The organism is Kribbella sp. NPDC051586 (assembly GCF_044453965.1).
Taxonomy (GTDB): domain Bacteria; phylum Actinomycetota; class Actinomycetes; order Propionibacteriales; family Kribbellaceae; genus Kribbella.
Window position 1 is genome coordinate 232,396 of sequence record NZ_JBITDF010000001.1, and the last position, 20,031, is coordinate 252,426.

32 protein-coding genes and 1 pseudogene are annotated in these 20,031 nt (G+C 67.7%); 1 reads left to right on the plus strand and 32 read right to left on the minus strand.

From position 1 onward, the window contains the following. Positions 1-2: 2 nt before the first annotated feature. Positions 3-782: a hypothetical protein gene (locus ACIA58_RS01130; RefSeq protein ID WP_396401580.1), complete on the minus strand. Its 780-nt coding sequence runs from the start codon at positions 780-782 to the stop codon at positions 3-5. Then, a complete protein-coding gene (locus tag ACIA58_RS01135) occupies positions 775-1,296 on the minus strand; it encodes an RNA polymerase sigma factor (protein WP_396401581.1) in 522 nt (173 codons plus the stop codon). Before ACIA58_RS01135 ends, ACIA58_RS01130 begins: the two co-directional genes overlap by 8 nt. Before the next feature lie 175 nt (positions 1,297-1,471). Here ACIA58_RS01135 and ACIA58_RS01140 point away from each other — a divergent pair, with 175 nt between their 5' ends. Continuing rightward, the gene (locus tag ACIA58_RS01140; protein ID WP_396401582.1) at positions 1,472-3,313 is read left to right on the plus strand and encodes a hypothetical protein; all 1,842 of its coding nucleotides are present in this window, start codon (positions 1,472-1,474) and stop codon (positions 3,311-3,313) included. On the opposite strand, the gene ACIA58_RS01145 is transcribed toward ACIA58_RS01140, so the two are convergent. From ACIA58_RS01145 to rpsS, 30 genes and pseudogenes are all read right to left on the minus strand, one after another. Next, entirely contained in the window at positions 3,297-3,899 is a 603-nt protein-coding gene (locus ACIA58_RS01145) for a class I SAM-dependent methyltransferase (RefSeq protein ID WP_396401583.1), read from the minus strand. The genes ACIA58_RS01140 and ACIA58_RS01145 overlap by 17 nt on opposite strands. After that, positions 3,892-4,704, minus strand: coding sequence for a tRNA pseudouridine(38-40) synthase TruA (gene truA / locus ACIA58_RS01150; protein ID WP_396401584.1), 813 nt, complete (start codon positions 4,702-4,704; stop codon positions 3,892-3,894). The genes ACIA58_RS01145 and truA overlap by 8 nt, the downstream gene beginning before the upstream one ends. A gap of 205 nt (positions 4,705-4,909) precedes the next feature. Beyond that, a pseudogene (gene rplQ / locus ACIA58_RS01155) lies at positions 4,910-5,461 on the minus strand (50S ribosomal protein L17); the annotation flags it as partial. 66 nt (positions 5,462-5,527) lie between these two features. Next, entirely contained in the window at positions 5,528-6,553 is a 1,026-nt protein-coding gene (locus ACIA58_RS01160) for a DNA-directed RNA polymerase subunit alpha (protein ID WP_396401585.1), read from the minus strand. A gap of 103 nt (positions 6,554-6,656) precedes the next feature. After that, complete coding sequence (gene rpsD / locus ACIA58_RS01165) at positions 6,657-7,265, minus strand: 30S ribosomal protein S4 (protein WP_134107206.1); 609 nt, start codon at positions 7,263-7,265, stop codon at positions 6,657-6,659. Between the two features lie 26 nt (positions 7,266-7,291). Then, positions 7,292-7,699, minus strand: a complete 408-nt coding sequence (rpsK, locus tag ACIA58_RS01170) for a 30S ribosomal protein S11 (protein WP_130384622.1) — start codon at positions 7,697-7,699, stop codon at positions 7,292-7,294. Between the two features lie 50 nt (positions 7,700-7,749). Further along, positions 7,750-8,121 (minus strand): 30S ribosomal protein S13, encoded by a 372-nt coding sequence (rpsM, locus tag ACIA58_RS01175; RefSeq protein ID WP_184840609.1) that lies wholly within the window; start codon positions 8,119-8,121, stop codon positions 7,750-7,752. A 175-nt stretch (positions 8,122-8,296) separates the two neighbouring features. Further along, on the minus strand, positions 8,297-8,410 hold the full coding sequence (gene rpmJ / locus ACIA58_RS01180; RefSeq protein WP_008361054.1) for a 50S ribosomal protein L36: 114 nt from the start codon (positions 8,408-8,410) through the stop codon (positions 8,297-8,299). Between the two features lie 33 nt (positions 8,411-8,443). Continuing rightward, positions 8,444-8,665, minus strand: a complete 222-nt coding sequence (gene infA / locus ACIA58_RS01185; RefSeq protein ID WP_012923661.1) for a translation initiation factor IF-1 — start codon at positions 8,663-8,665, stop codon at positions 8,444-8,446. A gap of 98 nt (positions 8,666-8,763) precedes the next feature. Continuing rightward, positions 8,764-9,573, minus strand: a complete 810-nt coding sequence (locus tag ACIA58_RS01190) for a hypothetical protein (protein WP_396401586.1) — start codon at positions 9,571-9,573, stop codon at positions 8,764-8,766. Next, positions 9,570-10,022, minus strand: coding sequence for a DUF1707 domain-containing protein (locus tag ACIA58_RS01195; protein WP_396401587.1), 453 nt, complete (start codon positions 10,020-10,022; stop codon positions 9,570-9,572). Before ACIA58_RS01195 ends, ACIA58_RS01190 begins: the two co-directional genes overlap by 4 nt. A 63-nt stretch (positions 10,023-10,085) precedes the next feature. Continuing rightward, positions 10,086-10,910, minus strand: coding sequence for a type I methionyl aminopeptidase (map, locus tag ACIA58_RS01200; protein WP_396401588.1), 825 nt, complete (start codon positions 10,908-10,910; stop codon positions 10,086-10,088). Between the two features lie 4 nt (positions 10,911-10,914). Next, complete coding sequence (locus ACIA58_RS01205; protein ID WP_396401589.1) at positions 10,915-11,487, minus strand: adenylate kinase; 573 nt, start codon at positions 11,485-11,487, stop codon at positions 10,915-10,917. Beyond that, positions 11,487-12,788: a preprotein translocase subunit SecY gene (gene secY, locus ACIA58_RS01210; RefSeq protein WP_396401590.1), complete on the minus strand. Its 1,302-nt coding sequence runs from the start codon at positions 12,786-12,788 to the stop codon at positions 11,487-11,489. Before secY ends, ACIA58_RS01205 begins: the two co-directional genes overlap by 1 nt. A gap of 135 nt (positions 12,789-12,923) precedes the next feature. After that, positions 12,924-13,364: a 50S ribosomal protein L15 gene (gene rplO, locus ACIA58_RS01215; RefSeq protein WP_396401591.1), complete on the minus strand. Its 441-nt coding sequence runs from the start codon at positions 13,362-13,364 to the stop codon at positions 12,924-12,926. Position 13,365: 1 nt separating this feature from the next. Beyond that, entirely contained in the window at positions 13,366-13,548 is a 183-nt protein-coding gene (gene rpmD, locus ACIA58_RS01220) for a 50S ribosomal protein L30 (RefSeq protein WP_020388092.1), read from the minus strand. Continuing rightward, positions 13,548-14,147 carry a 30S ribosomal protein S5 gene (rpsE, locus tag ACIA58_RS01225; protein ID WP_134107195.1) on the minus strand — a complete coding sequence of 200 codons (600 nt, stop codon included), beginning with the start codon at positions 14,145-14,147 and terminating at the stop codon, positions 13,548-13,550. Before rpsE ends, rpmD begins: the two co-directional genes overlap by 1 nt. Positions 14,148-14,175: 28 nt before the next feature. Further along, positions 14,176-14,559: a 50S ribosomal protein L18 gene (gene rplR / locus ACIA58_RS01230; RefSeq protein ID WP_130441476.1), complete on the minus strand. Its 384-nt coding sequence runs from the start codon at positions 14,557-14,559 to the stop codon at positions 14,176-14,178. Positions 14,560-14,562: 3 nt separating this feature from the next. Further along, positions 14,563-15,105, minus strand: coding sequence for a 50S ribosomal protein L6 (rplF, locus tag ACIA58_RS01235; protein ID WP_137258654.1), 543 nt, complete (start codon positions 15,103-15,105; stop codon positions 14,563-14,565). 27 nt (positions 15,106-15,132) lie between these two features. After that, positions 15,133-15,540: a 30S ribosomal protein S8 gene (gene rpsH, locus ACIA58_RS01240; protein ID WP_134107189.1), complete on the minus strand. Its 408-nt coding sequence runs from the start codon at positions 15,538-15,540 to the stop codon at positions 15,133-15,135. A gap of 91 nt (positions 15,541-15,631) precedes the next feature. Further along, a complete protein-coding gene (locus tag ACIA58_RS01245; protein WP_012923674.1) occupies positions 15,632-15,817 on the minus strand; it encodes a type Z 30S ribosomal protein S14 in 186 nt (61 codons plus the stop codon). Between the two features lies 1 nt (position 15,818). Next, the gene (gene rplE, locus ACIA58_RS01250) at positions 15,819-16,391 is read right to left on the minus strand and encodes a 50S ribosomal protein L5 (RefSeq protein ID WP_396401592.1); all 573 of its coding nucleotides are present in this window, start codon (positions 16,389-16,391) and stop codon (positions 15,819-15,821) included. Next, on the minus strand, positions 16,391-16,780 hold the full coding sequence (gene rplX / locus ACIA58_RS01255; protein ID WP_130441484.1) for a 50S ribosomal protein L24: 390 nt from the start codon (positions 16,778-16,780) through the stop codon (positions 16,391-16,393). The genes rplE and rplX overlap by 1 nt, the downstream gene beginning before the upstream one ends. A gap of 1 nt (position 16,781) precedes the next feature. Further along, the gene (gene rplN, locus ACIA58_RS01260) at positions 16,782-17,150 is read right to left on the minus strand and encodes a 50S ribosomal protein L14 (RefSeq protein WP_012923677.1); all 369 of its coding nucleotides are present in this window, start codon (positions 17,148-17,150) and stop codon (positions 16,782-16,784) included. Positions 17,151-17,241: 91 nt separating this feature from the next. Next, the gene (gene rpsQ, locus ACIA58_RS01265) at positions 17,242-17,538 is read right to left on the minus strand and encodes a 30S ribosomal protein S17 (RefSeq protein ID WP_350859548.1); all 297 of its coding nucleotides are present in this window, start codon (positions 17,536-17,538) and stop codon (positions 17,242-17,244) included. After that, the gene (gene rpmC / locus ACIA58_RS01270; RefSeq protein ID WP_396401593.1) at positions 17,535-17,813 is read right to left on the minus strand and encodes a 50S ribosomal protein L29; all 279 of its coding nucleotides are present in this window, start codon (positions 17,811-17,813) and stop codon (positions 17,535-17,537) included. The genes rpsQ and rpmC overlap by 4 nt, the downstream gene beginning before the upstream one ends. Then, positions 17,813-18,232: a 50S ribosomal protein L16 gene (gene rplP, locus ACIA58_RS01275; protein WP_350859551.1), complete on the minus strand. Its 420-nt coding sequence runs from the start codon at positions 18,230-18,232 to the stop codon at positions 17,813-17,815. Before rplP ends, rpmC begins: the two co-directional genes overlap by 1 nt. Positions 18,233-18,235: 3 nt before the next feature. After that, positions 18,236-19,099 carry a 30S ribosomal protein S3 gene (rpsC, locus tag ACIA58_RS01280; protein WP_396401594.1) on the minus strand — a complete coding sequence of 288 codons (864 nt, stop codon included), beginning with the start codon at positions 19,097-19,099 and terminating at the stop codon, positions 18,236-18,238. A gap of 1 nt (position 19,100) precedes the next feature. Then, positions 19,101-19,700, minus strand: a complete 600-nt coding sequence (gene rplV, locus ACIA58_RS01285; RefSeq protein WP_130441494.1) for a 50S ribosomal protein L22 — start codon at positions 19,698-19,700, stop codon at positions 19,101-19,103. A gap of 49 nt (positions 19,701-19,749) precedes the next feature. Beyond that, positions 19,750-20,031, minus strand: a complete 282-nt coding sequence (gene rpsS, locus ACIA58_RS01290) for a 30S ribosomal protein S19 (RefSeq protein WP_329003461.1) — start codon at positions 20,029-20,031, stop codon at positions 19,750-19,752.

Consider the following 20,031-nt stretch of genomic DNA (forward strand, 5'->3'; position numbering starts at 1 on the left):
AGCTACCAGTCCTTGAGCGCGTCCAGGTAGGTCCCGCCGGACGGACGGACCGATCCGGTCATGAACAGCTTGAGCGGCGCCGAGAACAGGCCGTAGGTGTGCGTGCCGGTGAAGAACCCGGCCGATTGACAACCGTCGTACTCGACCCAGATCTCCCGGATACCCGCAGGGGTGTCGAAGCGGAGCACGATCGCCTCGGACGGCTTGGCGATCTGCGGTACGCACTTGAACGTCGGGAGCTGCGCGTTCCGCTCCGGGAGCACCTTGATCGCGTTGACGACCTGTTGTGCCGTCGCAGCGTTGAACGACTCCTGCCCGAGCAGCCCGGTCCCACCCGCGGCAAAGCCGTAGCGGCAGGCACGCAGCCCGGTCACCGGAGTGTTCACGTCGAGCCCGACGTCGGCCTGCAGCACGTCCGGACCGGCCGCCTTGAGGATCGGGTGGTCGACCGGACACCCGACCGCCGACTGGTGGGACGGAGCGACACCTTGAACTGTGTTCGGGGCCGCAGCCTTGCTGTCGCCGCTGGAGTCGTTGTTGCTGGTGGCAACCGGCGACTCGCCCCCGGCCAGGCCCCAGACACCTCCGATGGCAGCAGCCACCAGTACTGCGCCTGCCGCGACCGACCACCCCTGCCTGCGCCGATGCACACGCCGACGGGCCTCGTGGGCCAGGCCGCTGTTCTGCGGGTGGATCTGGTTGGCAGCCTGGTGGGCGGCCTGGTTGTGCAGTGCAGCTGTGAACTTGGGGCCGAGCTCCTGCTCAGGGTCGTGCTCAGGCATCCTCGGCTCCTTCCGTACTCAGCGTGGTCTTCAGTGCAGCCAGTGCTCGATGGACATGCGACCGTGCGGTCGCCTCCGCGCAATGCAGCAGTTGCGCGATCTCGGCGTACGACAGCTCCTCGTAGAAGCGCAGTACGACGGCAGCTCGCTGTTTGTCCGGCAGCGTCGCGCACAGCGCCCAGATCGCCTCGGACTCGGCCCGGGCCGCCGTCCCGTCCGAAACAGCACGAGCGGTCCGCACCGGGTCCGGCGCGGGTGTCTCCCGCCGGCGGAACCTGCGCCACCAGGAGATGTGCGCGTTCACCACCATCCGCTTCACGTACGCCTCGGGGTCGTCGGCCCGGCTGACCCGACCCCAGCGCGCACACGCCGTCGTCAGGGCATCCTGTACGGCGTCCTCCGCGAGGTTGGCGTCGCCGGTCAGCACATAGGCGAACCGCAGCAGGGCGTCTGCCTTCGCGGTGACCCACACCTCGAAGTCGAGCGGCCCTGTCCGTGCCTGTGCTGCCGCCAAGGCTGCCTCCATACCCTCAGGACGGCGCCGGTGGCGCGTTCGTTGCAGCGGGACCCGGGATCCCGGCACTGGACGGTCCGCAGCGTAACCCAATCGGTGCTTGACGCCTGCTGTTCGTAGCCCGTTCCGTCGCTAGTCTGGCGCGGTTCTTCCCCCGAGGACGAAGGGCCGCGACATGCCGGGCAGATACGAATTGATCGATGGTCGCTTCAGTCGCGGTGACCAGCAGGCGTTCGACTGGGCACACAAGCTGACCTCCGTCCTGGGTCACAACAGCCGGTACGACGTGTTCGACCTGTACCGGCGGACCGACTGGAACGACAACCGGAGCAGGGTACGGTCCGACGGCTCGATCCTCCTCGGCGCGCGGACCGCCCACTGGCTCGAGACGTGCGGCGGCCGGATGTTCAACGCCCACTACGCGGGGCAGTACCAGCCGACGCGCGAGGAAGCCGAGAACGTCCGGCAGGCGCTGGACGCCTTCGTCACCGTCTACCTCGAGAAGGTGGCGCCGCCCGACCCGGCCATGACCCCTGCGCTGGAGGCCCTGGACCGGGGACTGCGCGCCAACGTCGTACTCCCGCGGATCATCGAGGACTCACTCGTCCATCGTGCCTTTCCGCAGCTCCGGGACCTGGACGACCTGCATCCGCTGGTCCAGGGGGCGACGAGCACGCTCACCGAGCGACTGGGCAACCACCTGGGGATGCGGCCGGGCGAACTCGACGACCTGCTGATCCGGACTCCTCCGGCCCAGCGGTTCGACGTCCTGGCCGATGCCGTGATCGAGAACGATCCCCTGCAGCGGCGGCTGCCGGACGGCTCCGCGCGTACTCTGCCGGACGATCACGTGGCCCGGCTGAAAGCGTCCCTCGTCCGGGAACTCGACGACACCTTCCAGCGGTGTCACGACCGGAGCAGCGAGCCGGCGCGCGGTGCCCGGAGCCGCGGCGACGACCTGGGCCGGCAGGCGGTGACGAACCTGCTCAGCCGCAACGCGGAAGCACGGGACGAGATCAGCACCGATCGGCCTGGCTACCAGCAGGTCGCGGACGTCATGGCGGTCGTCCAGACCGAGCTGTCCACCGGCAGAGCGCCCATCTCGCAGGGCGGCGCGAGCGGGACGTCGGTGCTGCAACTCAAGATGAAGACCGATTACTGGAACGGCGCACTGCACGCATCGGGCCTCCCCGACGGAGCACTCGGGTTCGCGGGCACGGACCGCTCCCTGACCTTCGACCGGGAGAAGGTGATCGACGTCCTCGTGACCGCCGACCCGAGCAGACCGCCCACGCCGGAGCTCCGGCAGGCCGTCGACGAGGTCACTGCTCAGGCCACCCGCCTCTGCAACCCGGTCACCCCTGGAACCACGCCGAACGATCCCGCGGACCAGGCGCTCGAGGACCAGCTCCGCAGTGACTTCGTCGGCCGGCAACGGACCCGCGTCTTCACCGCACTCGGCTTCGACACGGATCAGCTGGGCGACAATGCTCCCCGCAGTACGACGGCCACCGCGCAGGTCGTCGCGACCTTGACCGAGAGCGCCGGACGCAGGCTCGGCCTGGAGCCACACGAGATCACGGCCAGATTGCTCACCACGCCGCCGAGCGAACGCATCGAGACGGTCGCAGCCCTCAACCTCGCCGAACCCGGCGCAGTCGTCGACAGGGCCCAGCTGGAGAGCGCCCGCGAGACCCTGGCCGGGAACCTGCGGACCATCATCGCGAAAGCAGCGGAGGCCGACCAGTCGGGCCAGACGAAGCTCCACTCCTGGAACCGGGCCACGGCCGGCGAGCGGCTGAGCCACCAGGTCACTGCAGCGATCAATAAGGCCGGTAGGCCTGTCAGCAAGACCAGCGTCTCGGGCGACGAGGCCCTGCTCAGAAGCGTCGCTGCCGCCACGGCCGGCCAGCCACGCGCCGGAAGCACCCTGGCCAGCAGCGCGGATCCCTCAACGGAGCGCGGTCATCAGTCCGGCAAGGGGCAGCCAGGCAAGGGCGTCAACGGCCGCGGGTAGCCCGCAGGACCCGGAAGCCCTTCGCGCTACCTACCCGCTCGCAGGGGTAGCCCTGCTCGGTCATCCAGCGCTGCAAGGAGTCGCCACCCAGGTTCTTGCCGACGACGAACCAGGCCACGCCGTCGGGGGCGAGCCGAGCCAGCCAGCGCAGCAGCATCTTGTGCAGCTCGGGTTTGCCGATGTGGATCGCCGGGTTGGACCAGATCTGGTCGAACAGCACGACCTCGGGGACGTCGTCAGGCAGCGCCGCCCGCACCCGCTCGGCAACCCCCGCCGCCGCCGCGTTCACCCCGGTCAGCTCGAGCGCCCGGTTGTTCACGTCGACCGCCCACACCGTCGCCTTCGGGACCTCCAGCGCCAGCGCACAGGCGATCGGCCCGTAGCCACAGCCCAGGTCGAGGAACGTGCCGGCCTGCTTCGGCGGCTCGGTCTCCCGCAGCAACACCGCCGTACCGATGTCCAGACGGTCCCGGGAGAACACACCGGTCGCCGTCGTGAACACGTAGGGCTTCCCCCAGATCCGCGCCTCGACGGTACGCCGTACGTCCGCCGACTGCGGGTCCGCGGAGAAGAAGTGGTCACCCACGCTGATGCACCTCTCCCCTGACCTGCCTGGCCTGCAACGCCCGTGCGGCCAACTCGTCGTCCGCCGGATACCGCACTTCCTCGAGCGTCAGCCCATGCGCCGGCAACACGGACACAGCCGAGTCCCGCACCTTCCCGGCCAGTACGGCGCTCGGCCATTCCACATCGCGGCGTCCGTCACCCACCGGGATCATCGAACCGACCAGAGCCCGCACCATCGAGTGACAGAAGGCATCCGCGATCACGGTGCCCTTCAACTGCCCGAGGCCGGTGCGCTGCCACGAGAAGTCCAGCAGCGCGCGCACCGTGCTGGCACCCTCGCGCTTCTTGCAGTACGCCGCGAAGTCGTGCTCGCCGAGCAGACCGGCCGCGGCGGCGTTCATGCGGTCCACGTCGAGCGGCCGCCCCACTCGCAGTACCTGTCCCCTGGTCAGCGGGTCCCAGCCGGCCGGGTCGTCGCACAGACGGTACACGTACCGGCGGGCCAGAGCGGAGAACCTGGCGTCAAAGCCCTCTGGAGCCGCCGTGACGGCCGTGACAGCTACATCCTCGGGCAGGACGCCGTTCAGCCCTCTCAGGAGCCTCAGCGGGTCCACAGCGCCTTCCACGTCCACATGGGTGACCTGGCCGCGGGCGTGAACCCCCGTGTCCGTCCGGCCCGCACAGGTCACGGTCACCGGCTCCGGCAGCCGCAGTACGACCCGGATGGCCTCCTCCAGCGCACCTTGCACGGTACGGAGTCCCTCTTGACGCGCCCAGCCGTGGAAGCCCGTTCCGTCGTACCTGAGGTCTATCCGCCAACGCACACGGCAATCTAACGCAACAGAGCCCCCTCACCGTGCGGTGAGGGGGCTCCGAGGAGCACTGAAGGAGTGCTTACTTGTCGTCGTCCTCGGTCTCGCCGGCCTTGGCGAAGCCCGCGGCCTCGGCGTCCGCCTCGGTCTTGAACCAGACCTCGGCGACCGTCTGGTCGTACCACGGCGACTCGGCGGTGTGGTACTTCATCGAGTTCTCGTTGCCCTTGATGGTGAAGCCGGCCGGCGCGGAGCCGTCGGCGAGCGGAGCAGCGGAGTTCTCGAACTTGCCGGCCTCGACGTCCTGGACGTCCGACTTCGGCTCGTCCTGGACCTTCTCCTCGGCCTTCGGAGCGGCCGCCTTCTTGGCCGGAGCCTTCTTGGCGGTCTTCTTGGCCTTCGGGGAGTCGGCCAGCGCCTCGACCAGCTCGATCTTCGCCATCGGGGCGTTGTCGCCCTTACGCGGGCCGAGCTTGGTGATCCGGGTGTAGCCACCCGGACGGTCGGCGTACCGCTCGCCGATCTCGGTGAAGAGCGCGTGCACGACGCTCTTGTCCTTGATCCGCTTCATCACCTGACGGCGCGAGTTCAGGTCACCACGCTTCGCCTTGGTGATCATCTGCTCCGCCAGCGGCTGCAGGCGCTTGGCCTTGGCCGCGGTGGTGGTGATGGCGCCGTGCTCGAACAGCGACGTCGCGAGGTTGCTGAGGATCAGCTTCTCGTGCGCCGGGCTGCCGCCCAGCCGGGCACCCTTGGTGGGGGTTGGCATCTCATTACTCCAGGAATCTCAGGCCCAGGGGCCTCGGGAAGAGGCCTCGACGGGCCTTTGGTCAGCTCAGTACTGCTCGGTCTCGGCGAAGCTCTCGTCCTCGTCGTCCGCCTCGTTGCCGTAGGCACCGGACGCGGCGCGCAGGTCGAACCCGGGCGGGGAGTCCTTCAGCGACAGGCTCATCTCGGCCAGCTTCAGCTTGACCTCGTCGATCGACTTGGAGCCGAAGTTCCGGATGTCCAGCAGGTCCTGCTCGCTGCGCGAGATCAGCTCACCCACGGTGTGGATGCCCTCGCGCTTGAGGCAGTTGTACGACCGGACGGTCAGCTGCAGGTCCTCGACCGGCAGGGCCAGGTCGGCGGCCATCTGCTCGTCCACCGGCGACGGGCCGATGTCGATGCCCTCGGCCTCGACGTTCAGCTCGCGGGCCAGGCCGAACAGCTCGACCAGCGTCTTACCGGCCGACGCGACGGCGTCGCGGGGCAGCATCGACGGCTTGGTCTCGACGTCGACGACCAGGCGGTCGAAGTCGGTGCGCTGCTCGACACGGGTCGCCTCGACCTTGTAGGTGACCTTGAGCACCGGCGAGTAGATCGAGTCGACCGGCATCCGGCCGATCTCGGCGTCGGCGGACTTGTTCTGCACGGCGGAGACGTAACCGCGGCCGCGCTCGACGACCAGCTCCATCTCGAGCCGGCCCTTCTCGTTCAGGGTGGCGATCTTCAGGTCCGGGTTGTGCACCTCGACACCGGCCGGCGGCGCGATGTCGGCGGCGGTCACGTCACCAGGGCCCTGCTTGCGCAGGTACATGGTGACCGGCTCGTCGTGCTCGGACGAGACGACCAGGTCCTTCAGGTTCAGGATCAGCTGGGTGGCGTCTTCCTTGACCCCGGCAACGGTCGAGAACTCGTGCAGGACACCGTCGATCTTGATGCTGGTGACGGCTGCCCCCGGGATGGAGGACAGCAGGGTCCGGCGGATCGAGTTCCCGAGGGTGTAACCGAAGCCCGGCTCCAGCGGCTCGATCACGAACCGCGAGCGGTACTCGTCGACGACCTCTTCGGTCAGGGTGGGGCGTTGTGCGATCAGCAACTTCGTGTTCCTTCTCTGTCGCGACGACCACTATTTGAGGTCGCGATGGATGAAGAACGCGCCGGACCGGCCGGCAGCCCGGGGGCCACCGGCCGGCACGCGGTCAGTTCTTCGAGTAGAGCTCGACGATCAGGTGCTCGGCGACCTGGGTGTCGATCTGCTGCCGGGTCGGCAGCTGGTGGACGAGGATCCGCAGACGCTCGGGCATCACCTCGAGCCACGCGGGGACGACGCGCTCGGCGTGCGTCTCGCGGGCGACGATGAACGGCGTCGTCTCGGCCGACTTCTGCTTGACATCGATGATGTCGTGCGCAGCCACCCGGTACGACGGGATGTTCACCTTGACGCCGTTCACGGTGAAGTGACCGTGGACGACGAGCTGACGGGCCTGCCGCCGGGTCCGGGCCAGGCCGGAGCGGTAGACCACGTTGTCCAGGCGGGACTCGAGGATCTGCAGCAGGTTGTCACCGGTCTTGCCGGAGCGCCGCGAGGCCTCCTCGTAGTACCGGCGGAACTGCTTCTCGAGAACGCCGTACGAGTAACGCGCCTTCTGCTTCTCGCGCAGCTGGAGCAGGTACTCGCTCTCCTTCGGGCGGCCGCGGCCGTGCATACCCGGCGGGTACGGACGACGCTCGAACGCCTTGTCGCCACCGACGAGGTCGACCCCGAGACGGCGCGACTTCTTGGTCATAGGTCCGGTGTAACGGGCCATGGTTCGCTACCTTCCTCTCTCTGGGGTCAGACCCGGCGCCGCTTGGGAGGGCGGCAGCCGTTGTGGGCGACGGGGGTGACGTCCTGGATGGTGCCGACCTCGAGGCCGACCGCACCCAGCGAACGGATCGCGGTCTCACGGCCGGAGCCGGGACCCTTGACGAACACGTCGATCTTGCGCATGCCGTGCTCCATCGCCCGGCGCCCGGCGGCCTCGGCGGCCATCTGCGCGGCGAACGGAGTCGACTTGCGCGAACCCTTGAAGCCGACGGTGCCCGCGGAAGCCCACGAGATGACCGCGCCGGTCGGGTCGGTGATCGTCACGATCGTGTTGTTGAACGTGCTCTTGATGTGCGCGTGGCCGGCGGCCACGTTCTTCTTCTCCTTGCGGCGCACCTTCTTCGCGCCGGCCGCGCTGCGGCTCTTGGGAGGCATAGGTCAGTTGCTCCTGGGCTGGTCGACGGAATCGTTTGCAGGCATCCGGGTCACTTCTTCTTCTTGCCGGCGATCGCCTTACGGCGACCCTTGCGGCTACGGGCGTTGGTCCGCGTGCGCTGACCGCGCACCGGGAGCCCGCTGCGGTGCCGGCGACCCTGGTACGACCCGATCTCGATCTTGCGGCGGATGTCCGCGGTCACCTCGCGACGGAGGTCACCTTCGATCTTGTAGTTGCCTTCGATCCAGTCCCGGAGCTTGACCAGCTCGTCGTCGCCCAGCTCGTGGACGCGCTTGTCCGGGGAGACCCCGGTGTTCTTCAGCGTTTCGTGGGCGCGCGTGCGGCCCACGCCGAAGATGTAGGTCAGAGCGACCTCGATGCGCTTGTCGCGCGGCAGGTCGACTCCTACGAGGCGTGCCATGTGGCGGTGTTCCTTTCGTCGGCAGAGGTGTGGTGGCGCGCTGCGTCCTTGCCCGCCTCGGTGAGGATTGCGTTCACCGGCAAGGCCCCGGCCTCTGTTCCGGGGGCAACATCCAGTCGCCTGGATGAGCATGCGCGCTGTGGTGCGAAAGTGCCGTGTACTGCGTCGAGCTTTGTCAGCCCTGCCGCTGCTTGTGCCGCGGGTTCTCGCAGATCACCATGACCCGGCCGTGCCGGCGGATCACCTTGCACTTGTCGCAGATCTTCTTGACGCTCGGATTGACCTTCATCGAGCTACTTTCTTCGACAGGTGTTGGTGGGTCTTACTTGTACCGATAGACGATCCGACCCCTGGTGAGGTCGTACGGCGACAGCTCCACGACGACCCGGTCCTCGGGGAGGATCCGGATGTAGTGCTGCCTCATCTTGCCGCTGATGTGCGCGAGCACCTTGTGCCCGTTGGACAGCTCAACACGGAACATCGCGTTCGGCAGGGCCTCGACGATGGTGCCCTCGAGTTCGATTACTCCCTCTTTTTTGGGCATGTCCTCGCACTTCTGTAGACGTGACTGGCTATGGCTACAAAGAGCCAAGGAAAAAGTGTACGCCACACACCCACGGGAAACCCAATCGAGCCCCCCGCTCAGGTATGGGTGGCCGCCCACTGCTCGCCCTCGCGCCACACCTGCTCGGGCATCAGGTCCAGGACGTCACAGACCGCATCCAACTGTGCGAGCGCAGTGACCGAATCGCGGTACGCCGGCAGGATCGCGACGAACCGCTTGCCTTCGCAGCTGAAGCCGAACGGGGGTACGCCGGCCAGCGCCTCGACCGCCCGCGGGTGCAGGATCGCCATCGCGTGGTCCTCACGGCCGTTGAACAACCGGTACTGCGCCGGCAGCCCGTCGATGGTCAGCGGCAGCGGCAGCAGGCTCGCCGCGGCGACCGGCGCCAGGCCCGCGGGCAGCACCTGCAGCGGCGGCAGGGGGCGATCCACCTGCAGGTCGAGGAAGTCGAAGCCGAGCTCGCGCCGCCGTACCTTGTGCCGGAAACGCCCGGTCCAGAACTCCCGGCCCCGGTGCCGCCCGGTGGTCACGTCGACGACCTCGGCCTTGGGGTCGCTGTTGAACGGTGGGAACGGCCAACGGTCGCGCAGGTCCGCCCCGGTGGCGCTGATCCGCCAGCCCATCTGCTCCGCCGCGTCGGTCCACGACCGCCGCCGGCGTCCGTCAGCGACCCGCAGCGCCAGCGTGAACCCGACCAGCACCAGGAACCAGGCCAGCACGAACCAGCCCACCCAGCGCGGCTCCAGCAGCAGCCCCACGATCGCCAGCGGTACGGCGACCGCGAACCAGATCACGTAGACCACCGCGGCCCCCTGGTGCAGCTGCCAGGCGAGATCCGCCCGGAGCCGTGGGGCCGGGAGGTACGCCCTGACCTGGGCCGCCGTCAACGGCGCCTGCCGAGGCCGCCGAGGGCGATGATCGCCCAGGGGATCAGCAGCCAGACCGGCCAGAACGACGGCCAGTGCCCGCCGTTGCCGAGCCCGATCACGAACCAGATCACGACGTTGATCATCACGACGCCGGTGAAGCCGCCACCCAGCGCGCCGAGCCCGTGGCGGTGCGGACGCGCATCCTTCTTCCTCTCCGGGAAGTCACCGGGAGCCGGGGCCGGCTTGGCGTCCTGCACGACCGCGGGCGTCTGGTAGGTGCGCACCGGCGGCAGATCCCGCACCAGCGGCTCGAGCTCGCCGTAGGTCTGGACGGTGTACAGCTGATCGAGGCGGGACGAGAACTCAGGCTGATCCAGCCGGCCGTCCGCGAACGCGTCCCGCAGCCGTCCGGCGATCTTGTCCCGGTCGGCTTCGGTGAAACGCTGGTACGGCTGGTACTGAGGCATGTCTCAAGTGTGCCCCAGCTCCGGTCCGCCCGGCGTCCCCCGACGGGTGGACCCCCGTGTCCGTCAGTCGGCCAGGGCGCCGAACTTGACGCCGAGCTCGGCCAGCTTCGACTCGCCGCCGTCGATCGCGGTCAGCACCCACGGGCCCTGCGGCGTGAGCGTGAACGTGTGCTCGGTGTGCGCGGCCGACCGGCCGTCGTCGGTGACGACCGTCCAGTCGTCCTCGAGCGTGTGGTTGTCCTGCTTGCCGAGCGTGAGCATCGGCTCGACGGCGAGTGCCATCCCCTCGACCAGCTTCGGGCCACGGCCCGGGCGGCCGAAGTTCGGCACGTTCGGCGGCTGGTGCATGGCCGAGCCGATCCCGTGGCCGACGAAGTCCTCGACGATGCCGTACGACGAGTTCGCGCGGACGTGCGCCTCGATCGCGGCCGAGATGTCGGTCAGCCGGCCGCCGAGCCGGGCGGCGGCGAACCCGCGCCACATCGACTCCGCGCAGATCCGGGCGAGCTCGAGCAGTTCGTCCTCGACCGCGCCGACACCGACGGTGATCGCGGCGTCGCCGTGCCAGCCGTCGACGATCGCGCCGCAGTCGATCGAGATCAGGTCACCGTCGGCGAGCACCCGGCCGCCGGGGATGCCGTGCACGATCTCGTCGTTCACCGAGGCGCAGATCGAGCCGGTGAAGCCGTGGTACCCCTTGAACGACGGGGTCGCGCCGGAGGACCGGATGTTGTCCTCCGCGATCGCGTCCAGCTCACCGGTGCTGATACCGGCCTTGACCTGCCCGCGGAGCAGCTCCAGCGTGCGGCCGACCACCAGGCCGGCCTTGCGCATGGCCAGAATCTGCTCGCGGGTCTTGATCTCGATCCCGCGGTCCCTGAACATCATCGGGTTATTCGGTCACCGTCTTGAGGGCAGCGAGCACCCGCTCGCTCACTTCGTCGATCTCGCCGACACCGTCCACCTCGACCAGCACGCCACGCTCGGCGTACACCTGCAGCAGTGGCTTGGTCTCGGCGGTGTAGACGTCCTGCCGGTGCCGGATGACCTCTTCGGAGTCGTCCGTGCGGCCGTCGGTCTCGGCCCGCTTGAGCATCCGGCCGACCAGGACGTCGATGTCGGCAACCAGCGCCACCACCGCGTCCAGCTTGTGGCCGTGGTCGGCCAGGATGTCGTCCAGCGTGCCCACCTGGGCGAGTGTCCGCGGATATCCGTCCAGCAGGAAGCCGTCGCCGGCGTCGGCCTCGGACAGCCGGTCACGCACCATCGCGTTGGTGACCTCGTCCGGGACGTAGTCGCCGGCATCCATGTACCGCTTGGCCTCGATGCCCAGCGGCGTTTCGTCCTTCACGTTCGCACGGAAGATGTCGCCGGTGGACACGGCCGGGATATTCAGGCGATCGGCAAGCACCTTTGCCTGCGTACCCTTGCCCGCCCCGGGCGGACCCATCAGCAACATTCTCATCAGCGCAGGAACCCTTCGTAGTTTCGCTGCTGCAGCTGACTCTCGATCTGCTTCACCGTGTCGAGTCCGACGCCGACCATGATCAGGATCGACGTACCACCGAACGGGAAGTTCTGGCTCGCGTTCAGCAGGACGAGAGCGACCAGCGGGATCATCGAGATCGCCGCGAGGTACACCGCGCCCGGCAGCGTGATGCGGTCCAACACGTACTTGAGGTATTCCTCCGTCGGCCGCCCCGCCCGGATCCCGGGAATGAAGCCGCCGTACTTCTTCATGTTGTCCGCAACTTCCTTCGGATTGAAGGTAATCGAGACGTAGAAGTACGTGAAGAAGATGATCAGGGCGACATACGTCACCATGTAGATCGGGTGGTCGCCCTTGACCAAGTTGCCCTGGATCCAGTTGGACCAGCCCTTGCCTTGCTGGAACTGACTGACCAGGACGGGGAGATACAGCAGGCTGGACGCGAAGATCACCGGGATGACACCGGCCTGGTTGACCTTCAGCGGGATGTACGTCGACGTACCGCCGAACATCTTGCGTCCGACCATGCGCTTGGCGTACTGCACCGGGATCCGGCGCTGGGCCTGCTCGATGAAGATGACCGCGGCCATGATGACCAACCCGATCGCGATCACCACGACGAAGGTGGTGACGCCCTTCTGCTTGCGGATGCTCCACAGATTGGTCGGGAAGGTGGCGACGATCTGGGTGAAGATCAGGATCGACATGCCGTTGCCGACGCCGCGGTCGGTGATCAGCTCACCGAGCCACATGATCACGCCGGTGCCGGCGGTCATGGTCAGCACCATGACGCTGACGGTGAACCAGTCGTCCTTGTACAGCAGCGGCTCGGTGCAGCCCTGGAACAGGCGGCCCGGCGTCCGGGCCAGCGCCACGAACGCGGTCGACTGCAGGATCGCGAGACCGACGGTCAGGAACCGGGTGTACTGGGTGATCTTGGCCTGTCCCGCCTGGCCTTCCTTCTTCAGCGACTCCAGCCGCGGGATCACCACGGTGAGCAGCTGCAGAATGATGCTGGCGGTGATGTAGGGCATGATGCCGAGCGCGAAGATCGCGAGCTGCAGCAGCGCTCCGCCGGAGAACAGGTTGATCAGGCTGTACAGGTTGGCGTTCGCACCGCCCTGCGAGATCTTGATACACGTGTGCAGAGACTGAACGTTGACGCCGGGTGCCGGTACGACGGAGCCGATCCGGAAGATCACGACGATGAAGAGCACGAACAAGATCTTCCGGCGCAGGTCCGGAGTCTTGAACGCGTTGGCAAAGGCGCCTAACACCCTGTCCTCCCACAAGTTTCCCTTGCCGCGGGCACGGCAGGGGCCTAGCTAAGCCGCTGGGCAAGAGACGAGCCAGGGCTCGTCCGACCGGCGCAGGATATCAAGCACCGGGCGTTACGAGCCCTGGACCACGTGTCACACCTCGGTCGTGGTCCCCCCAGCCGCCTGGATCTTGTCCGTGGCGGACTTGGAGAACTTGTGAGCCGAGACCTGCAGTGCCACGGTCAGCTCGCCGTCACCCAGTACCTTGACCGGCTGACCGCGACGGACCGCGCCCTTGGCGACCAGGTCCGCAATGCCGACCTCGCCACCTTCGGGGAACAGTTGTCCGAGCTTGTCCAGGTTAACGACCTGGAACTCCACCCGGTTCCTGCTCTTGAAGCCCTTCAGCTTCGGGAGCCGCATGTGCAGCGGCATCTGGCCACCCTCGAACCACTCGGGGATGTTGTTACGAGCCTTGCTGCCCTTCGTACCGCGGCCGGCCGTCTTGCCCTTGCTGCCCTCACCACGACCCACGCGGGTCTTGGCGGTCTTGGCGCCGGGCGCCGGGCGCAGGTGATGAACCTTGAGCGCCATGTCAGTCGACCTCCTCGACGGTGATGAGGTGGCGAACCGCACGGACCATGCCGCGAACCTCAGGCTTGTCCTCGTGGACGGCGGTGTCGCCGATCCGCTTGACGCCCAGGGTGCGCAGCGTGTCGCGCTGGTTCTGCTTGCCACCGATGCCGGAACGGGTCTGGGTCACCTTCAGGCGAGCCATCAGGACGACACCTCCGCCCGTGCCTTCAGCAGGGCCGCCGGCGCGACGTCCTCGACCGGCAGGCCACGGCGCGCGGCCACGGCCTCCGGGGTCTCCAGGCTGCGCAACGCCTCGACGGTGGCGTGAACCACGTTGATGGAGTTGGACGAGCCCAGCGACTTGCTCAGGATGTCGTGGATCCCGGCGCACTCCAGTACGGCGCGCGCCGAGCCACCCGCGATCACACCGGTACCGGGAGCGGCCGGACGCAGCATCACAACGCCTGCGGCCTTCTCGCCCTGGACAGGGTGCGGGATGGTGCCCTGGATCCGCGGCACCTTGAAGAACGCCTTCTTGGCCTCCTCGACGCCCTTGGCGATCGCCGCGGGCACCTCCTTGGCCTTGCCGTAACCCACACCGACGGTGCCTTCACCGTCACCGACGACCACGAGGGCGGTGAAGCTGAAGCGACGACCACCCTTCACGACCTTGGCGACACGGTTGATGGCTACCACGCGCTCGATGTAGGCGGTCTTGTCCGCCTGCTGACCGCGACCACCGTCGCGGCCACGGCGCTCACCACCGGCGCCGCCTCCGCGACGCTGCTGGCCTCCGCTCATTTCGAACTACCTTCTTCCCTTGTCGCCATCAGAAGCCGAGCCCGCCCTCGCGGGCGGCGTCGGCCAGGGCTGCGATGCGGCCCTGGTACTTGTTCCCGGCCCGGTCGAACACGACCGAGTCGATCCCGGCAGCCTTGGCGCGGTCGGCGATCAGGCCGCCGACGGTCTTGGCCTTGTCGGTCTTGTTGGCCTCGGCGCCGCGCAGGTCGGCCTCCATGGTGGAGGCGGAGACCAGCGTCTTGCCGGCCACGTCGTCGATGACCTGAACGAACAGGTGCCTCGAGGACTTGGTGACCACCAGCCGCGGCCGCTCGGCCGTGCCGTTGATCTTCTTCCGGACCCGGATCTGCCGACGCAGCCGGGAGGCCGTCTTCTTGGCGGAGTGCTTGTGCGGACGCAGTCCGATCGCCATGGGTTACTTACCAGCCTTTCCGACCTTGCGGCGCACCTGCTCGCCGGCGTACCGCACACCCTTGCCCTTGTACGGCTCGGGCTTACGCAGCTTGCGGATGTTGGCGGCGACCTCACCGACCGACTGCTTGTCGATGCCGATCACCGAGAACCGGGTCGGCGCCTCCACGTTGAACGTGATGCCTTCCGGCGCGTCCACCGTGATGGTGTGGCTGTACCCGAGCGAGAACTCCAGCTGGGTCGGTCCCTTGGACAGGACGCGGTACCCGACGCCGACGATCTCCAGCTTCTTCTCGTAGCCGTCCGTGACCCCGGTGACCAGGTTGGCGATCAGGGTGCGGGACAGGCCGTGCAGTTCCTTGCTCTTGCGCTGGTCGTCCGGGCGGGTGACGGCGATCGCGCCGTCCTCCTCGCGGTTGACCGCGATCGGCTCAGCGACGACGTGCGACAGCTGACCCTTCGGACCCTTCACAGTGACCGTCTGGCCGTCGATCGTGACGTCGACGCCGGACGGGACCGTGACCGGGAGCTTACCGATGCGAGACATTTCAGTGGTCCTCCTTCCGGTTCTTCGTCACCAGACGTAGGCGAGGACTTCCCCGCCGACGCCCTTGTTCTTGGCCTGACGGTCGGTCAGCAGTCCCTGGGACGTCGAGATGATCGCGACGCCCAGGCCACCGAGGACCTTGGGCAGGCTGGTCGACTTCGCGTAGACCCGCAGGCCCGGCTTGCTGATCCGGCGCACGCCCGCAATGGAGCGCTCCCGGCTCGGGCCGAACTTGAGGTCCACGATCAGGGTCTTGCCGACGGCGCCCTCCTTGGGCTCCTCCACCTTGTAGGAGGCGATGTAGCCCTCCTGCTGGAGAATGTCGGCGATACCCTGCTTGATCTTGCTGTACGGCATCGCGGTCGACTCGTGGTACGCCTGATTGGCGTTCCGCAGACGCGTCAACATGTCTGCGATCGGGTCGGTCATCGTCATGGCCTGGGGCCTCTTTCCCGCCGTGGTTTCGCCGTTCGGCGACCTACGGTGACTAGATGGTGAATGGGGAGAAGTTCGGGGGTGGAGACGGTCACCAGCTGGACTTGGTCACACCGGGCAGCTCGCCCCGGTGCGCCATCTCCCGCAGGCAGATCCGGCACAGGCCGAACTTGCGGAAGACCGCCTTCGGCCGGCCGCAGCGCTGGCAGCGCGTGTAGCCACGCACCGCGAACTTCGGCTTCCGGGCCTGCTTGACCTTGAGTGCTGTCTTCGCCACGTCAGTTCTCCTTGAACGGGAAGCCGAGCGCCCGCAGCAGGGCCCGACCCTCGTCGTCGTTCTTCGCGGTGGTCACCACGGTGATGTCCATACCCCGGACCCGGTCGATGCGGTCCTGGTTGATCTCGTGGAACATCACCTGCTCGGTCAGACCGAAGGTGTAGTTCCCAGTGCCGTCGAACTGCTTCGGCGACAGACCGCGGAAGTCGCGGATCCGGGGCAGCGCGAGCGCCAGCAGCCGGTCCAGGAACTCCCACATCCGGTCGCCGCGCAGCGTCACGTGGGCGCCGATCGGCATCCCCTCGCGCAGCTTGAACTGCGCGATCGACTTGCGGGCCTTGGTGACCTGGGCCTTCTGGCCGGTGATCGCGGCCAGGTCCTTCACCGCGCCCTCGATCAGCTTGGAGTCACGCGCCGCCTCGCCGACGCCCATGTTCACCACGATCTTGGTGAGCCCGGGCACCTGCATGACGTTGGCGTAGTGGAACTCGTCCTGCAGCTTGCCGACGATCTCCTCGCGGTACTTCGTCTTCAGCCGCGGCTGGACCCTGCTCTCGGTTACTGCGGTCGTCATCAGATCTCCTCGCCGGTACGCCGGGCGATCCGGACGCTCCGGAAACCGGTGTACGTCGAACCGTCCGGACGGCGCTTCTGCACCTCGACGCGGTTGTAGCCGACGCGGGTGGTCACCTTCTGCTTCTTGCCGTCCTTGTCGACCTCGACCAGAAGCGCCACGTTCGAGACGTGGATCGGGGCTTCCTGGGTGACGATGCCACCGGTGGTGCCGCCGCGCTGGGCCTGCTGCACCTTGGTGTGCTTCTTCACCCGGTTGACGCCCTCGACGATGACCTTCTCGTCGTCGGGGAAGACCTGGATGATCTTGCCCTCGAGGCCCTTGGACTTACCGGCGATCACACGGACCTGATCGCCCTTCTTCACGTGCAGCTTCTTCTGCTGGGCCATCTCAGAGCACCTCCGGCGCGAGCGAGATGATCTTCATGAAGCGCTTCTCCCGCAGCTCCCGGCCGACCGGCCCGAAGATACGGGTGCCGCGCGGCTCGCCGTCGGCCTTCAGGATCACCGCGGCGTTCTCGTCGAAGCGGATGTAGGAGCCGTCCGGACGCCGGCGCTCCTTCACGGTCCGCACGACGACCGCCTTCACGACGTCACCCTTCTTGACACCACCGCCGGGGATCGCGTCCTTGACGGTGGCGACGATCGTGTCACCGACACCGGCGTAGCGCCGACCGGAGCCACCGAGAACGCGGATGCACAAGATCTCCTTGGCACCCGTGTTGTCGGCGACCTTCAGTCGCGACTCCTGCTGGATCATCTGTTGATCTCCTGGTTGTCTCGCTGGTTCTCACTCGCGTGAGCCTTGCGGAACGAATAAATTCGAATGGTTTCCGGCCGGGGGCCGGGAACTACTTGGCCTTCTCGAGGATCTCGACGACGCGCCAGCGCTTGGTCGCCGACAGCGGCCGGGTCTCCATCAGGAGGACGCGGTCGCCGATACCGGCGGCGTTCTGCTCGTCGTGCGCCTTGAGCTTGCTGGTACGCCGGATGACCTTGCCGTACAGCTTGTGCTTGACCCGGTCCTCGACCTCGACGGTGACGGTCTTGTCCATCTTGTCGCTCAGCACCAGACCCTCACGGGTCTTGCGGCGGCCTCGCGCCTCGGGGGTCGTGCTCACGGTCTCGTCCTTCACGTTCTCGGTCATGCGTTCGCCTTCTCACTGTCGTCCGCAGGCTCGTCGGCCTCCGCCTCGGCAACCGGGGCGTCGACCTCCTCGGTGATCCCGAGCGCACGCTCGGACAGCACCGTGTAGATGCGGGCGATGTCCTTGCGGACGGCGCGCAGCCGGCCGTGGGACTCCAGCTGGCCCGTGGCAGCCTGGAACCGGAGGTTGAACAGCTCCTCCTTGGCTTCACCGAGCTTGGTCATCAGCTCGTCCCGCCCGAGGTTCCGCAGCTCGGCGGCGGTCAGGGTAGCCATCAGTTCTCACCTGCCTCTCGGGAGATGAAGCGGCACTTCATCGGCAACTTGTGGATCGCGCGGCGCATCGCCTCGCGAGCAATGTCCTCCGGCACACCGGAGAGCTCGAACAGCACGCGACCGGCCTTGACGTTGGCGATCCACCACTCCGGCGAACCCTTACCGGAACCCATCCGGGTCTCGGCCGGCTTCTTGGTCAGCGGGCGGTCCGGGTAGATGTTGATCCACACCTTGCCGCCACGCTTGATGTGCCGGGTCATCGCGATACGCGCGGCCTCGATCTGCCGGTTGGTGACGTAGTGGCTCTCCAGTGCCTGGATGCCGAACTCACCGAAGGCGAGCGTCGTACCGCCCTTGGCAGCACCGGTCCGCTTCGGGTGGTGCTGCTTGCGGTGCTTGACCTTGCGGGGGATGAGCATGGTTCAGCTCTCCGTTCCGGTCGTCGCGGCCGGCTTCTCGGCCGCCGGGGCGGCCTCGGCCTTCGGCGCGTCGTTCCGGGCGTTGTTGTCGTCACGACGACCGCCACGGTCACCACCGCGACCACCACGGTCACCACCGCGACCGCCACGGTCGCCGCGGTCGCCACCGTCACGGCGGGCCGGACGGCCACGCTGCTGGGTGGCTGCGCGGGCCGCAGCCTGCGCCTCGCGCTCGGCGCGGGTGCCGGCGACGTCGCCCTTGTAGATCCAGACCTTCACGCCGATCCGGCCGAAGGTCGTCCGGGCCTCGTAGAAGCCGTAGTCGATGTCGGCCCGCAGCGTGTGCAGCGGGACGCGGCCCTCGCGGTAGAACTCCGACCGCGACATCTCCGCGCCACCGAGCCGGCCGGAGCACTGGATCCGGATGCCCAGGGCGCCGCCACGCATGGTGGTCTGCATCGCCTTGCGCATCGCGCGGCGGAACGCCACGCGGCCGGACAGCTGCTCGGCCACACCCTGTGCGACCAGCTGGGCGTCGACCTCGGAGTTCTTCACCTCGAGGATGTTCAGCTGCACCTGCTTGCCGGTGAGCTCCTCCAGGCTGCCCCGGATCCGGTCCGCCTCGGCGCCGCGGCGGCCGATGACGATGCCCGGACGAGCGGTGTGGATGTCGACCCGGACCCGGTCACGGGTGCGCTCGATCTCCACGCGGGAGATGCCGGCGCGCTCCATGCCCTTGCTCAGCAGGCGGCGGATCTTGACGTCCTCGCCCACGTAGTCCTTGTACAGCTTGTCGGCGTACCAACGGCTCTTGTGGTCGGTGCTGATGCCGAGACGGAACCCGTGCGGGTTTACCTTCTGTCCCACGTCAGGACTCCTTCTTCTCAGCGGTGGCCTTCTTGGCGGCCGACTTCTTGGCGGTCGCCTTCTTGGCCGGCTTGTCGGCGGCCTCTGCCTTGTCGGCGGCCTTCTTGGCCGTCTTCTTGGCGGGGGCCTTCTTCGCCGTGTCCGCGGTGTCCGCGGACTTCTTGGCGGCCGTCTTCTTGGCCGGGGCCTTCTCGACCGGCTCGTCGGTGACGCGCGGGGTCACCACGATGGTGATGTGGCTGGTCCGCTTGTCGATCCGGGTGGCCCGGCCCTGCGCACGCGGGCGGTGACGCTTCAGCGTCGGCCCCTCGTCCACGAGGACCTTGGCCACGACCAGGTCGGCCCGGCTCAGGTGCTCGGTGCCCTCGGCGTTCGCCGCGGCGCTGTCGACGACCTTGTACACGGTCGCGGCAGCGGCCTGCGGGGCGAACTTCAGAGTGGCGAGTGCGTCGTCGACGCCCAGACCGCGCACCAGGTCACCCACGCGGCGCGCCTTCATCGGCGTCACGCGGACGAAGCGCGCGACCGCGAAGGCCCCGGGCTGCTCGCCCAGCAGGCTCTCGCGACGGGCGCTGATCGCCCTACGCTCTTGAACGCTCATGATGTTCGAATCTCTCCGTAGGTTGCTTTCGCTTCGTCACTGACCATGGTCAGCGACGCCGTGACTTCCGGTCGTCCTTCTCGTGACCCCTGAACGTCCGGGTCGGTGCGAACTCGCCGAGCTTGTGCCCGACCATCGCGTCCGTCACGAACACCGGCACGTGCTTGCGGCCGTCGTGCACCGCAATCGTGTGGCCGATCATGTCCGGCACGATCATCGATCGGCGGGACCAGGTCTTGATGACGTTCTTGGTGCCCTTCTCGTTCTGCACCTCCACCTTCTTCGCGAGGTGGTGGTCGACGAACGGGCCCTTCTTCAAGCTGCGTGGCAT